General features: G+C 50.1%; 13 protein-coding genes. 9 read left to right on the top strand and 4 right to left on the bottom strand.

Features of this window, described 5'->3' with window-relative positions; genetic code table 11:
* Positions 1-124 precede the first annotated feature (124 nt).
* From QZL66_RS05155 to QZL66_RS05140, 4 genes are read left to right on the top strand one after another with little or no spacing between them, the layout of a single operon-like run.
* Positions 125-706, top strand: a complete 582-nt coding sequence (locus QZL66_RS05155; protein WP_022410670.1) for a xanthine phosphoribosyltransferase — start codon at positions 125-127, stop codon at positions 704-706.
* Between the two features lie 24 nt (positions 707-730).
* Positions 731-2,113, top strand: a complete 1,383-nt coding sequence (locus QZL66_RS05150) for a uracil-xanthine permease family protein (protein WP_022410669.1) — start codon at positions 731-733, stop codon at positions 2,111-2,113.
* A gap of 3 nt (positions 2,114-2,116) precedes the next feature.
* Positions 2,117-2,668, top strand: a complete 552-nt coding sequence (gene hpt / locus QZL66_RS05145; protein ID WP_022410668.1) for a hypoxanthine phosphoribosyltransferase — start codon at positions 2,117-2,119, stop codon at positions 2,666-2,668.
* Positions 2,668-4,032: an NCS2 family permease gene (locus QZL66_RS05140; protein WP_022410667.1), complete on the top strand. Its 1,365-nt coding sequence runs from the start codon at positions 2,668-2,670 to the stop codon at positions 4,030-4,032. Before hpt ends, QZL66_RS05140 begins: the two co-directional genes overlap by 1 nt.
* A 119-nt stretch (positions 4,033-4,151) precedes the next feature.
* Here the strand turns inward: QZL66_RS05140 and QZL66_RS05135 are convergent, their stop codons facing one another.
* Together QZL66_RS05135 and QZL66_RS05130 are read right to left on the bottom strand one after the other, a co-directional pair.
* Entirely contained in the window at positions 4,152-4,559 is a 408-nt protein-coding gene (locus tag QZL66_RS05135; RefSeq protein WP_022410666.1) for a flavodoxin, read from the bottom strand.
* A gap of 14 nt (positions 4,560-4,573) precedes the next feature.
* A complete protein-coding gene (locus QZL66_RS05130; protein WP_022410665.1) occupies positions 4,574-5,146 on the bottom strand; it encodes a DUF3793 family protein in 573 nt (190 codons plus the stop codon).
* Positions 5,147-5,471: 325 nt separating this feature from the next.
* Here QZL66_RS05130 and QZL66_RS05125 point away from each other — a divergent pair, with 325 nt between their 5' ends.
* The 5 genes from QZL66_RS05125 to QZL66_RS05105 all read left to right on the top strand — a co-directional run bounded on the left by QZL66_RS05125 (position 5,472) and on the right by QZL66_RS05105 (position 11,751).
* Positions 5,472-5,732 (top strand): DUF1490 family protein, encoded by a 261-nt coding sequence (locus tag QZL66_RS05125; protein WP_022410664.1) that lies wholly within the window; start codon positions 5,472-5,474, stop codon positions 5,730-5,732.
* On the top strand, positions 5,732-7,831 hold the full coding sequence (locus QZL66_RS05120) for a heavy metal translocating P-type ATPase (RefSeq protein WP_022410663.1): 2,100 nt from the start codon (positions 5,732-5,734) through the stop codon (positions 7,829-7,831). Before QZL66_RS05125 ends, QZL66_RS05120 begins: the two co-directional genes overlap by 1 nt.
* 181 nt (positions 7,832-8,012) lie before the next feature.
* Positions 8,013-8,657 carry a TetR/AcrR family transcriptional regulator gene (locus QZL66_RS05115; RefSeq protein ID WP_022410662.1) on the top strand — a complete coding sequence of 215 codons (645 nt, stop codon included), beginning with the start codon at positions 8,013-8,015 and terminating at the stop codon, positions 8,655-8,657.
* Between the two features lie 106 nt (positions 8,658-8,763).
* The gene (locus QZL66_RS05110) at positions 8,764-9,462 is read left to right on the top strand and encodes an ABC transporter ATP-binding protein (RefSeq protein WP_293601872.1); all 699 of its coding nucleotides are present in this window, start codon (positions 8,764-8,766) and stop codon (positions 9,460-9,462) included.
* Between the two features lie 15 nt (positions 9,463-9,477).
* Positions 9,478-11,751: an ABC transporter permease gene (locus QZL66_RS05105; protein ID WP_022410660.1), complete on the top strand. Its 2,274-nt coding sequence runs from the start codon at positions 9,478-9,480 to the stop codon at positions 11,749-11,751.
* A gap of 75 nt (positions 11,752-11,826) precedes the next feature.
* Here QZL66_RS05105 and QZL66_RS05100 read toward each other — a convergent pair whose 3' ends face one another.
* Positions 11,827-13,767 carry a sensor histidine kinase gene (locus QZL66_RS05100; RefSeq protein WP_022410659.1) on the bottom strand — a complete coding sequence of 647 codons (1,941 nt, stop codon included), beginning with the start codon at positions 13,765-13,767 and terminating at the stop codon, positions 11,827-11,829.
* Positions 13,764-14,376 (bottom strand): hypothetical protein (locus QZL66_RS05095; RefSeq protein ID WP_293601871.1); only part of this gene is annotated, 613 nt, incomplete at its 5' end. The genes QZL66_RS05100 and QZL66_RS05095, both read right to left, overlap by 4 nt.

The following is a 14,376-nucleotide window of genomic DNA, read 5'->3' as shown; positions in this document are numbered from 1 at the left end:
TTTTCAACCTTTTTACGTTTCCCTTGTCAACTCACAACTATGTCGAAAAGCATGATATAATACGATAAATACATATGTGCCTGAAAACAAAAAATCTTTGGTACAGCGGAAAGGAAAAGACAAAATGAACTTCTTAGAAGAACGGATTGTGAAAGACGGCATTGTGAAAGAGGGAAACATCCTGAAAGTAGACAGCTTTCTCAATCATCAGATGGATGTCACCTTGTTCCAGCAGATGGGTAAGGAATTCCAGCGAAGATTTGCAGAGAAACCCATCAACAAAATTCTCACCATTGAGGCATCTGGTATCGGAATTGCCTGTATTGTGGCGGCATGCTTTGGCGTGCCGGTAGTGTTTGCCAAGAAATCCAAAAGCGTCAATATTGACGGCGATGTGTATTTGGCTGAGGTGGAATCTTTCACACATAAGTGTAAAAATCAGGTGATTGTCTCTAAGAAGTTCCTGCATCCGGAGGATCATGTGCTGATTATCGACGATTTTCTGGCAAATGGCTGTGCGCTTCAGGGCTTGATTTCCATCGTTCAGCAGGCCGGTGCAACGGTGGAGGGCATTGGCATTGCCATTGAAAAGGGATTTCAGCAGGGCGGAAGAATTATCCGGAATCTGGGGTATCAGCTGGAGTCGCTGGCGATTGTGGACGGTATGGATGCTGCTACCGGAAAAATTGTTTTTCGGGAAGCTTAATGTGGGGAGGTCAGTTGCAGCGGTATGAAATTACATCGAAATCAGGAAAAAAATTGTTCCATTGAAAATATCTATCAGTTGAACGGGACAGTTCCGATTTATAAGGCGATTCCCTTTGGTTTGCAGCATATTCTGGCGATGTTCGTGGCGAATATTGCGCCGATTTTAATTGTCGGCGGTGCATGCAGTCTGGCGGACAAGGAACTTGCCACGCTGATTCAAAGCGCCATGCTCATCGCTGGTATCGGAACGCTGGTGCAGCTGTTTCCCATTTTCCATAAGATTGGTTCCGGCTTGCCGATTGTCATGGGCATTAGCTTTACCTTTGTTTCCGTTCTGTGCGTTGTCGGAACGCAGTATGGCTATGGTGCAATTATGGGCGCTGTTCTGATTGGTGGAATTGTGGAGGGAATCCTGGGACTTTTTGCGAAGTTCTGGCTGAAAATCATTGCTCCGATTGTGTCGGCAAGCGTGGTTACTGCCATTGGCTTCTCGCTGCTGACTGTTGGTGCCAATTCCTTTGGCGGAGGAAGCGGAAGCGAAAACTTCGGCTCTGTAGAAAACTGGATTTTCGGAAGCGTGACACTTCTGTGCTGTATTTTGTTCCACATTTTCGCCAAAGGTTATTTGAAGCAGCTCTCTGTGCTGTTCGGATTGGTTGTGGGCTATTTGCTGGCGCTGGTGCTGGGGGTTGTGGATTTCTCCGCATTGAAAGACACCTCGATCATTTCCGTACCGCATCTGATTCCGTTTTCCATGGAATTCCATTTGGATGCCATTGTCTCAGTGGTGCTGATTTTCTTGGTTTCTGCCACGGAGACCATTGGCGACACCTCTGCGCTTGCAGCGTCTGGACTGGATCGGGAGGCAACGCAGCAGGAGACTTCCGGTTCCATTGCCTGCGATGGATTTGTCAGCTCCATCTCCTCGCTCTTCGGCTGTCTGCCCATCACTTCGTTTAGTCAAAACGTGGGACTGGTGGCAATGACCAAGGTTGTGAACCGCTTTACCATTGCAACGGGTGCAGTCATCATGCTGCTCGCCGGAATCTTTCCGTTTTTCGGCGCACTGCTTGCCACACTGCCGGATGCGGTGCTTGGCGGCTGTACCATTATGATGTTTGGAACCATCGTGGTCAGCGGCTTGCAGATGATAAGCAAGTGCGGCTTCACACAGCGGAACATTACCATTGCAGCGCTCTCCCTGAGCATTGGTCTGGGCTTCACACAAGTTGCAGATCTGTTCCAGATTTTCCCGAAAATGGTGCAGAATGTGTTCGCACAGAATTGTGTTGCTGTAGTATTTTTGGTGTCGATTCTGCTGAATCTGGTGCTTCCGAAAAACATGGAGGTGACGGCAGGCGACGTTCAAAAGTCGGAAAAAGTGTTGAAAGAAGGAGAAGAATAGAACATGACCAAACAAGAATTTGAAAAGGGAATTAAGCGTGTCCTGATTCCGCAGACGGAGATTCAGGAGAAAATTCAAGCGGTTGGTGCACAGATCACCAAGGAGTATGAGGGAAAGCCCCTGCTCCTGGTGAGCATTTTGAACGGGGCATTTGTGTTTATGGCAGACTTGTGCCGTGCCATCCGGATTCCCTGTGAAACCGCATTCATGTGCGCCAAGAGCTATTACAATGGAACCACCTCTTCCGGTATCGTCAAGATCACAATGGATTTGGCGCAGGACATCTGCAACTACCACGTTATCATTGCAGAGGATATCATTGATACCGGCCGTACACTGAATGATGTAGTCAAACTGCTGCAAGCGAGAAATCCGCTTTCCCTCAAGGTAATCACGCTGTTGGATAAGCCGGATCGCCGTCTGGTCGATCTGAAGGCGGATATCTCCCTGTTCACCATTCCGGATGTCTTTGTCATTGGCTATGGACTGGACTGCGCAGAAATCTATCGGAATCTGCCGTACATTGCAGAGTATGATGAGGAGGCGAATGCGTGATGCTGAACAAAGTCTTTCATCTGACGGAGAATCACACCACAGTCAAAACCGAGTGTATCGCCGGTGTGACCACATTTATGACCATGGCGTATATTCTGGCAGTCAACCCCAACATTTTGAGTGCAGCCGGCATGGATCCCACAGCGGTGCTGCTTGCGACCTGTCTGGCATCGTTCCTTGGCACCATGTGCATGGGTATGATGGCAAATCTGCCGTTTGCCCTGTCTGCCGGCATGGGTCTGAACGCATTCTTTGCCTATACGGTTGTTGGAAATATGGGTTACCCCTGGCAGGTGGCACTGCTGGCAGTTTTAGTAGAGGGCGTGATTTTCCTTGTGCTCTCACTGACCAATGTGCGGGAGGCGCTGTTCAATGTCATCCCGATCTCGCTGAAGCAGGCGGTGTCCGTGGGCATCGGTGTGTATATCGCCTTTATCGGTCTGCAAAATGCAGGCGTTGTAGTCAACAACGATTCCACGCTGGTTTCGCTGGTTTCCTTTACCGATCACTTCCGCACCTCCGGAATCTGTGCACTGCTCGCCATCATCGGTATTTTTCTGACCGCTGTGCTCTATCTCAAGCATGTCAAAGGCTCGATTCTCATCGGCATTCTTGGCACATGGATTCTGGGTATCCTCTGCCAGCTGACGGGGCTGTATCAGGTGGATGCGGAAGCCGGTTATAATAGCCTGATCCCGACATTTGCCATGACGGACTTTTCCAAGCTGGGGGAGACATTCGGACAGTGCTTCCGTGTGGACTTTGATGGCATCAGCATTGTAAACTTTATCGTTGTCATTTTCTCGTTCCTGTTCGTCGATATCTTTGATACTCTTGGAACGCTGGTCGGTGTCTGCACCAAGGCCGACATGCTGGATAAGGATGGCAAACTTGCCAAGATCAAGCCGGCGCTGCTGGCGGACTCCATTGCCACTTCGGCAGGTGCAATTCTGGGTACTTCTACCACCACCACATTTGTGGAATCCTCCGCCGGTGTTGCTGTTGGTGGAAGAACCGGTCTGACCGCTGTGGTAACCGCTGTGCTCTTTCTTGTATCCATGCTGTTTGCGCCGATTTTCATCGCCATTCCGTCTTTCGCAACGGCTCCGGCGCTGGTCATTGTCGGCTTCCTGATGTTCACCACCATCACCGAGATCAAGTTCAGCGAAAAGGACTATGTCAAGGCAATTCCTGCGTACCTGTGCATTCTGGCAATGCCGCTGTTCTACAGCATCTCGGAGGGTATCTCCATCGGTGTGATCTCCTACACCCTGCTGCACCTGATCTGCGGAAGAGGAAAGGAAGTAAAGCCGCTGATGTACATCCTGACAGTTCTGTTTATTCTGAAGTATATTTTCCTGTAAGGGATTGCTGTATTTGATACAAGCGCAATAAAATAAAAGGCTGCTGCACCAAGCTCGGTGCGGCAGCCTTTTGCGATATGATATGAAAAGGGAATGCGAATTTCAGCTGTGAAACACAATTACTGAACCAGAGCCTTGCCCAGTTCTCTGCACTTTTCCAGATCTTCATCGGAGGGGGCTTCGTTGGCAATCAGACCTTCACCGCCAACCAGAACAGCGCCGTCTTCCTTGACTCTGTCCTCCCAGTTGCGCATCCACTCGCCGTCGCCCCAGCCGTACGAGCCAAACAGTGCAATATTCTTGCCCCTCAGTGCGCCCTCGATTGCTGCGAAGAACGGTTCGAATTCCTCTTCTTCCAGCACCTCGTCGCCCATTGCGGAGCATCCGAATGCCAGTCTGTCGTATTCGGCAATGTCGCCGCTGAAATCGGAGACACGAATCAGTTCTGCACCTGCGCCCTCAGCAACTGCGACTGCCATCTGCTCGGTGTTGCCTGTACCGCTCCAATAAATTACTGCTGTTTTCATGTTAATTTTCCTCCTCAAGAAATTTTCAGCGCCTGATAGATATCATAGCCCTGATTTAATTTATTGCACAGAAATTTTCTGCACTTATCATAGCTTTCGAACGTGTGCTTTGCTTTCTCGGCATTGCCATATACCTTCCAGTATCCGCACAGCACATAGTTTTCCCCCTGATTTTCAATAAATCCCTGAACGTCCTCCGTGGGATAGTCCAGAAACAGTCCGATTTCGTGGGGAAACTGCGCACACTGCCGAATGCGTCCCGACAGGCGCTCCAGCAGCGATTCCAGCGTCATTTCTGCGGCATAGCCGTATCGCCGTAAAATTGCCTGTACCGTCGGCTTTGCCAGCTGGCGGCGCAGGGCGGCTTCCTGATAGATCAGGACAAGATACCGGTTTTTACACTCGCACAGCACTTTTAACCGCAGTCCTTTGACCTGTGCTCTCGTGTTAAAAATTTCGATGTGTTCAGAGAGCTGGAATTCGGCTTTTCGGAGTGAGAGCAGGCTGGCACACTTAATTCCCAGAAGGGAGGGTGCAGCGAAAAATGCGAGCTTTTGCTCAAATCGTGCACATTCAGAAGCTGACATCGAATCCCTCCTTGTGATACTGCATCATTTGCACACAGATCTGAAAGTTAGATATTTCTAACCAAAACAGAAAGAAAAAAAGGAAAAAGTGCTGGAAATTGCGAAAAAATTTGGAGTGCACTTTCCTTTTGCAGGTTAGTTGTTACTAACTTTCAAATCTATTGTACCATACTATTTTGCATTTGTCAAGTACTTTTTTCGCATTTTTGCAAAATGTAATTTTTTTGGCTTTTTGGTTGACACATGGGATGATTTGGGGTATAATGAACTTGTTGGGATATTACATTGTACCAACAGTTTTTTAACAGAAAAGGAGCTGTTTCATATGTGGAGTTGTTTTAAGAATGAAAAATTGTGGTGGGCTGTTGGCGGTGCTGCTGCACTGATCGTTGGCAAGAAGATTGTTACTTCGAAGACTGCACGCCAGGTTGCAGTAAGCGGACTGGCAAAGGGCATGAAGCTCCAGAGCGATGCAAAGGCATCTTTCCAGAACATGAAGGACGAGGCATCTGACATCTGCTGCGATGCAAGAGCAGAAGCGGGCATTGATGCTGCTGCAGGATCTGATGAAGAAGTGACTCAGTAATGAATTTCAAAATTGTATATGATAAGCCGGGCAGAATCCGCTTTCGGTGCGGTGCCTATGCCTTTGAAAAAGAGCTGGAGGCAGCGGTACAAAATGCCGTTTTGCAGCATAGCTTTGTCAAGAGCGCAGAGGTGCACGCAGCCAACGGCGGCATTCTGGTATACTACAAATCCGGCTGTCGAAACGATGTGATTCGTGCTGTTCGTGCACTGCGTCCGTCCACGTTGACCCCCGTTGCAGCAGAAACCGGACTGGCAGAGATCGATGCGGAATTTAAGGGCAATCTGGCAAAGCTAGTATTGAAGCGTGTTGCATATAATGCGCTGCTGCCGGCGCCCATCGGCAATTTTTTGGTTGCAGTAAAGGGATTGCGCTATATCTGGCGTGCAGTGAAAACCCTTGGAAGCGGACACCTGAACGTAGACGTGCTGGACGGCACTTCTGTGGCAGCGTGCTTGCTGCAAAAAAACTATCGCACCGCAGGAACGATCATGTTCATGTTATCTATCTCTTCGCTGCTGGAGGACTATACCCGTGCACGCACCAGAGCCGCACTGACCGATAGCCTTGCCGTAAAGACGGACAAGGTATGGCTTGTGGCAGATGGAACGGAGGTTCTGATCCCTATGGATCAACTGAAGATCGGCGACTGCATTCGGGTTCGGACAGGCAGCATCATTCCGGTAGACGGTGAGATCACAGAGGGCGAGGCAACCATCAACGAGTCCTCCATGACCGGAGAGCCGCTGAGTGTGATGAAATCCGCCGGAACCTCTGTTTTTGCCGGGACAGTGGTAGATGAGGGAACGGTTGTAGTTCGTGTCAGAGCTATGAGCAGCGATACTAAGCTGCAAAAGATCATCGAACTCATCGACCACTCGGAGAATCTCAAAGCAGGCGTTCAGAGCAAGGCGGAGCGTCTGGCGGACAGCATCGTTCCGTTCAGCTTTCTCGGTTTTGGGCTGACGCTTTTGCTGACCCGCAATATCACCAAGGCAGTGTCCATTTTGATGGTGGACTACTCCTGCGCCATCAAGCTTTCTACGCCGATCTCTGTGATCTCTGCCATTCGTGAAGCAGCGGACAGCGACATCACAGTCAAGGGTGGAAAGTATCTGGAGGAGTTCGCACTGGCAGATACCATCGTCTTTGATAAGACCGGAACACTGACCAATGCGCAGCCGGTTCTGGAGCGTGTCATTGCGTTCGGGGACTACAGCGAGGACGAAGTACTGAAAATCGCCGCTTGTCTGGAAGAACACTTTCCGCATAGCGTGGCTCGTGCCATTGTCAAGGGTGCAGCAGATAAGAATCTCTATCACGCTGAGGAGCATGCTGAGGTGCAGTATATTGTGGCACACGGAATCGTAACGCTCCTTCACGGGAAGCGTGCAATCATCGGAAGCTGTCACTTTGTTTCTGAGGACGAGGGCGTGGAAATTTCGGAGGAACAGCTGGCAGAGATCAGCGAGAAATCCGGTGCTTGCTCTGTGATCTATCTGGCAATCGGCGGAAAACTGGCGGGTGCACTGTGTATTTCTGATCCGCCGCGTGCAGAGGCACAGCAGGCGGTTGCACGTTTGAAAGCGGCTGGTATTGATAACATTGTGATGCTCACAGGGGACAGCGAAAAGGCTGCCCGCCTGACCGCAGAAAAGCTGGGAATCACGCAGTATCGTGCGCAGGTGCTGCCGGAGGACAAGCACTTCTATGTGGAGCAGATGAAAAAAGAGGGCAAGCGTGTTATCATGGTCGGCGATGGCATCAACGATGCGCCGGCACTGGCAGCAGCCAATGTTTCCATTGCCATGAGCGATGCGTCTGATATCGCCAGAGAGGCTGCGGATATCACATTGCGTGGTGCGGATCTGACCGAGCTTGCAACCCTGCGTGCTCTCAGCGAAAAGCTGATGACACGGATTCACCGCAATTATCGCTTTATCATTGGATTCAATTCAGCACTTCTGCTTTCTGGTCTGTTCGGCATCTTGTCGCCGTCTGCATCGGCATTTCTGCACAACGCATCTACCATGCTGATTTGTGCAAAGAGCATGACACCGCTGATGAAAAAAGAAGAGAAACAGGAAAAAGAAACGTAACTACTGATTTTGTTCAAAAAGCACTGCACGAGGATTTGTTCCTTGTGCGGTGCTTTTTTCTGAAAACAAAGGCGCATTTTGGTAAAACTAACAATTTTGAGAAAAGCAATTGACAGATGCGTTGGAATGTGATAAAATAACACTGTTACGTAACATGGTTATGTGAAAGGCGGTGATTTTCATGGCATCAGATCGTGAGACCAAGGAAAAGCTCTTGGAGAGTGCACGAAAGGAATTTGCGAAGGACGGCTATATGAAAGCGTCCCTTCGGAAAATCTGCGCCAATGCCGGCGTGACAACCGGGGCACTGTATTTTTTCTTTCAGGACAAGGCGGACTTGTTTCAGTCCATTGTGCAGGAGCCGTATTCGCAGCTTCTGAAAATGGTGCAGGAGCATTTTGCGGAGGATGTTCAGCTTTTGGCAAGACCCAATGCCTATGCGCAGGCGGATGGAGATCACGAGGCGCTGGTGCACATGCTGATTCACCATCTCTATGCCAATCGTGAAGCATTTTTGCTGCTGCTGACGAAGTCGCAGGGCACGTACTTTGAGGACTGCATTGACCGGCTGGTCGATTTGATGGAACAGAATTATCGGGTAATGGCAGAGGGAATGGCACGGAACATGCCGGGAATGTGTGTGAATGATTACATGATGCACTGGCTGACGCACATGAACATCGATGCGTTCATTCATCTGCTGACCCATGAGCCGAGCGAAGAACGGGCGCTGTATCAGATGCAGAAGATCATGGATTATCTCGTGAAAGGCTGGATGGAGATGATTCTGATTCCGGCGGAGGAGAACGAGTGTCAAAATCTGTGACCGGTGGGGCGGATTGCCCCATTTTATTTGTATTATAGTTAGCTTACGCTAACATAAGATGCGGAAAAGCATCGTTTATTTTATCAGGAAAAGGATGGGATTACCTATGTTTTTGGAAATCAGCGGAATCAAAAAACATTTTGGAGAGGGCGAAAGCCGTGTGGATGTGCTAAAGGGGATCGATGCGCAAATCGAAAAGGGTGAGATCTGCGTTCTGCTGGGGCCGTCCGGCTCCGGAAAATCCACGCTTCTCAATATCATTGGCGGCATTGACAATCCGGACAGCGGCTACATCTCCATCAACGGAGAGCGGACGGCGGATATGAACGAGAAGGCACTGACGCTCTATCGCCGGAAGCACTTGGGGTATATCTTCCAGATGTACAATCTGATTCCCAACCTGAACATCAAGGAAAACATCGAAGTGGGCGCATACCTCAGCGATAACCCGTTGGATGTGGATTCGCTGCTGAAGAGTCTGGGACTCTATGAGCACCGCCACAAGCTGCCCAACCAGCTCTCCGGCGGGCAGCAGCAGCGGACGGCAATCGGGCGTGCTATCATCAAGAATCCGGACATTCTGCTCTGCGACGAGCCGACCGGTGCGCTGGACTACGACACCTCCAAGGAAATCCTGAAGCTCATCAGCGACCTGAATCAGCAGTACGGCAGCACCGTTGTGATGGTTACTCATAACGACGCCCTGAAAGACATGGCAGACCGTGTCATTCAGCTCCACGACGGAAAGATTCGGAGAAACTATTGCAACGAACACAAGCTTTCTGTGGAAGAACTGGAATGGTAAGGAGGCGAAAAAGCAATGAGAAATCCGCTGATCAAACGACTCCCACGGGAATTGAAGGGAGAGCTTGGAAAATACCTGGTCATCTTTCTGTTTATTGTTGGAACGATCTCCATTGTTTCCGGCTGGAATGTGGCTGGAAGCAGTATGGCGACGGCATATGACAAGAGCTTTGAAGAGTACAGCATTGAGGACGGCAACTTTCAGCTTGCAGCTGAGGCAGATGACGATTTGCTGTCTGCGCTGGAAACCGATACCCGAAAGATCTACGAGAATTTTTACGTAGAAGAGGAAACCAAAGAGGTTGACAGTACCCTGCGTATTTTTCAGAAGCGGGAGAAGATCGATCTCGAATGCCTGATGGACGGCGAGTTCCCCGCAGCAGAGAATGAGATCGCCATCGACCGTATGTATGCGGACAACAATGACCTTGCGGTCGGCGATACGCTGACGCTGGGTGGCAAGGAATACGAAATTTGCGGACTGGTCGCTCTCTCCGATTACAGTGCCCTCTTCTCCAATCCTTCTGATATGATGTTCGATGCGATGAAGTTTGGTGTGGCTGTGGTAACGCCGGACTGCTTCGAGGATCTGGGAGAAACCCATCTCCACTACAATTATTCGTGGAGATACCAAGACCGTCCGGAAGATGATGCAGAGGCAAAGGAGCTCTCCGAGGAGTTCCTGAAAACACTGGGCGAGGAAACCGCCATGCACGGCAACGCCGTCACCGGATACATTCCGGAGTACACCAATCAGGCGATTATTTTCACCGGCGATGACATCAAGGGCGATAAGACATTCATCAATATTTTTCTGTATATTGTGGTAGTCATCATCGCATTTGTATTCGCCATCACTACGGGAAATACCATCGCCAAGGAAGCCAACGTCATCGGAACACTGCGGGCAACGGGATATAAGAAGAGCGAGCTGGTGCTGCACTATATGACCATGCCGATGCTGGTGGTGCTGGCTGCGGCGATTGTCGGAAACATTCTTGGTTATACGGCGCTGAAAAATTTTGCAGCAAACGCCTACTACGGCAGCTATAGCCTGCCCACTTACAAGACTCTTTGGAATGCCGATGCATTTTTGAAGACAACTGTCATTCCGCTTCTGATTATGCTGGTCATCAACTTTGTCATGCTGAATCGGAAGCTGAGTCTCCCTCCGCTGAAGTTCATTCGCCGTGACCTGAGTCGTCGCACTAAGAAGAAAGCGTTTCGCCTGAACAGCAAAATCGGTATCATGCACCGGTTCCAGCTGCGTGTGATTTTCCAGAACATTCCCAACTATGTGACGATTTTTGTGGGTGTTTTCTTTGCCAATGCAATTTTGATGTTCGGTCTGCTGTTTGCGCCGATGCTGGATCACTATCAGGATATGATCACCACCGATCTTCTGGCATCTCATCAGTATCTGCTGAAATCTCCGGCGGAAACCGCAGAGAATAGCGCAGAAAAATACGCTGCAACGGCATTGAAAACCGAGGACAAAAAGATCAAGACAGAGGATGCCACAGTCTACGGCATCTCGGACGACAGTGCCTATGTCAAAATCCGGTTCTCCAAGGATAGCGATGGTGTGTTTCTCTCCAATGCTTATGCCAATAAGTACGGCCTGCACAAGGGTGATACCATTCAGATGAAAGAACAGTTTGGCGCAAAGGAATACGAATTTCAGGTGGACGGCATCTATGACTATCCCGCAGCAGTCTGCGTCTTTATGGAACGGAAGCAGTTCTGTGAGACGTTCGATAAGGATGCCGACTATTTCAACGGCTATTTTTCCGATAGCGAGATCACGGACATTGATGACAACTACATCGCTACGGAAGTGACTGTGGATGACCTGACGAAAACCTCTCGTCAGCTGAAGCTCTCTATGGGCGATATGATGTCCATCTTCCTGGCATTTGGCATCCTGATGTTCCTGCTGATCGTATATCTGCTGTCGAAGATCATCGTTGAGAAGAACGCACAGTCGATTTCTATGGCGAAGATTCTGGGATATCAGAATCGGGAGATCAACCGCATCTATATCATGCCGACGGCAATTGTGGTTATTTTCTCCATGCTGGTAACGATTCCCATTGTCAACGTCTCCATGAAGTATATCTTCCAGTACTTCTTCCGGGAGTACGCGGGTTACCTGCCGTACTATGTGGGCGCACCTACTTATGTGAAGATGGCGATTATCGGTGTGCTTTCCTATCTGTGCATTGCGTTCCTGCAAACCAGAAAGGTGAAAAAGATTCCGATGGCGGATGCTTTGAAAAATGTAGAGTAAAAGATATCGAATCGTTTGAGCGTATGTTGGTAAAAAATGCTGCTGTACCAGAACCGGTACGGCAGCATTTTTGCGCTATTTGGTGCGTGGAATGGTCACGCCTGCACGAAATGTTTTCTCCATGTGGTAGATATCCAGCGTTCCGCCGTGTTGTTTGACAGTGTGTTCCACAGAGGAAAGCCCAATACCATGATATGCTGCATCGGATTTTCGGGTGCGGAAGTGTTTCTGTTCCTGTTCCTGCAGAACGCCGTCAAATGTGTTTTCCACGGTCATGCACCAGAGCAAAGGTGTGACAGAGGTCTTAACGGAGATGATGCGCTCCTCCGGTTTCGGCAGGCGTTCGCATGCCTCCACAGCATTTTCCAGCAGATTTCCCAGAATGGTACACAGTTCCACATCGGAGAGCGGAATTTTATCCGGCAATGCGAACCGAAGCGTCAGGGTGATCTGCCTGGTCCTGGTCAGCGTTTCATAGTAAGCGAGAAGCGCATCAACTGCCGGACGGCTGCTGTGTGTGGGAGAGGCTGCAGAACTCGGCGTTATATATGCTTCAATGGAGTCCAGATATTGCAGGATTGCCTTGTCCTCGGTCTGCTCCGCCATGGCGTGAATGGTGCGGAGATGATGGCGGAAGTCGTGGACAAACCGCCGACGAATCTCCACTTGTTCGTTGAGCTGCTGGGTGTAGTTGGTCTGCATGGCAAGCTGTTTTTCCGTGACACGGTATTGCTGTTCCAGTAGAAGCCCCTGCCGGTAGCCCTCTGTGAGAAAGTGCCAGACAGAGATGCCCACGCTGCACACCAGAAAAATGCACACCCACTCCAAGAACCATCCGCCAAAGATAGGGTCATACTTGGGAAAAATCCGATCCCAGATGCAGGCGCAGGCGAAAAAGGTGGAGCCGTACAGGAGCAGGTGCAGATCAGTCCGGCGGCGCACCATGAGAAATGAAGAGATCAGAAGATAGCCGGAGAGCAGCAGTTTGTCGCCGGCGATAAAGACGGATGCCCATTCAATGGCAATGTCCGGCAATTTCGGAGAGAGCAGGTAGAAGAGGGAGATGCCGATGCAGAAGCCGCCGGCAAATCCATTGCTGCAAGCGGCAATCCATTTGGGAATCCCGCAGATACGGTTGTAGAGAAATACCAGCAGAAACAGGGTGAGGTAGAAAAATAGGATCTCCAGCCAGTAGGTCGGGAAAATGGGGAGAATCTTGAGGATATGCAAAAGCGGATAGATCATCCACCCGATCATACAAAGACAGAGCAGGGCAAACCACCCGGCGTTGGTGAGGTGCAGTTTCCGGAAAAAATAGAGGCAGACGAGTGCCATAACCAGAAGGAGTATGATACCGCACAGGCGAAGTCCCTGACAGAAAAAGCGGAGATAATTCAGCGCTGCCGGTGTGCCGAATGCCGGCGGATAGGTAATGCCGCTGTAAAAGTAGGTGTAGTTGCTGACGGCAATGAGAATATCCACAGAGCCGTCGTCATCCGGCACAAAGGTGACCAGACGTTTTCCAGTCGCTCCACGATATGCATTCGGATTTGGATTTCCCATGGAGAGCACCAATCTGCCGTTGATGTACATGCGATAGGCGGAGAACACTTCCGGCATGTCGATGGCGTAGCTCTTTTCTGTATCCGGCAGCTGAATCCGCATGGCGTAGGTGCCGGAGCCGTACCGAGCCTGTTTCCTTTGGTTGCTGACGGACAGACGGTTGGAGGAGTCGATGTCGGTATAGATCATGTAACGATTCGGCGAACCCATGGAGAAATCCTCCGGTGTGAGCAGGACGCCGGGATAATACATCCAGTCGTTCCAGAGATAGCGGTAGGGATTTTCGCTCAAATCCTCCTCCGAGAGAATCAGAAGCCCGTTGATTGCCTGTGTGGTGCGCTGGCTGTACTTGTTATTGTAGTGGTACAGTGTGCAGAAAAACAGCGAGGCGATGAGTGCAGCGAGGAGCATGCCGAGATAAACACGGAGCCGGAGTTTCTTGGTACGGCTCATGGGCGTTTTGCTTTTTTCCGGCGGAGCACGAGCACTGTGAGGAGTATAGCACTTCCAGCCACTAGAATAATGCCAGCCGGAATGAGCCAGAGAAGTGCATGCTGTTTTTCTTGTGTTGCTGCATCTCCCACGATCCGGAATGTTCCCAGATTGGTGGTTCGGATGTAGTAGGCGCTGCTCTGTCTGTCGTATTCCATAAGCTGTTTCACGCCGTCGCATTTCACCACAGGCGATTCTGTGCTTTGGAACAGATTTTTTGGAAACCAAAGCGTAAATGACTTCTGTGGAACAGCACGCTCTCCATTGACGAGAATATCCACCACATAGGTGCTCTCGCTTTCGGCGGAAAGGGTGACTGTCACCATGTCTGTATCCTGAAACGAGATGGCGTTTTCCGGAATGGAGAGTGTGATGCCGTTTTTGGAGAATGTCGCAGAACCTCCGCTCTGCTTCATCATTTCGTGAATGCGGTAGCCGGACAGAATGTCCATGTTGCTGTCAGAGTACTCCATTTGCGGTGCGCCGGAAGTCGTTGCTGCGACAGTTGCAGATGTTGTTGCCGTGGTTGTAGTGGTACTGTGCTGTTTCGTCTGATTTGTGGTTTCTGTT

The organism is Ruminococcus sp. CAG:330, from assembly GCF_000437175.1.
Taxonomy (GTDB): Bacteria; Bacillota; Clostridia; order Oscillospirales; family Ruminococcaceae; genus Ruminococcus_C.
The sequence above is the reverse complement of the archived record's forward strand: the minus strand, read 5'-3'. Positions and strand labels throughout refer to the sequence as shown.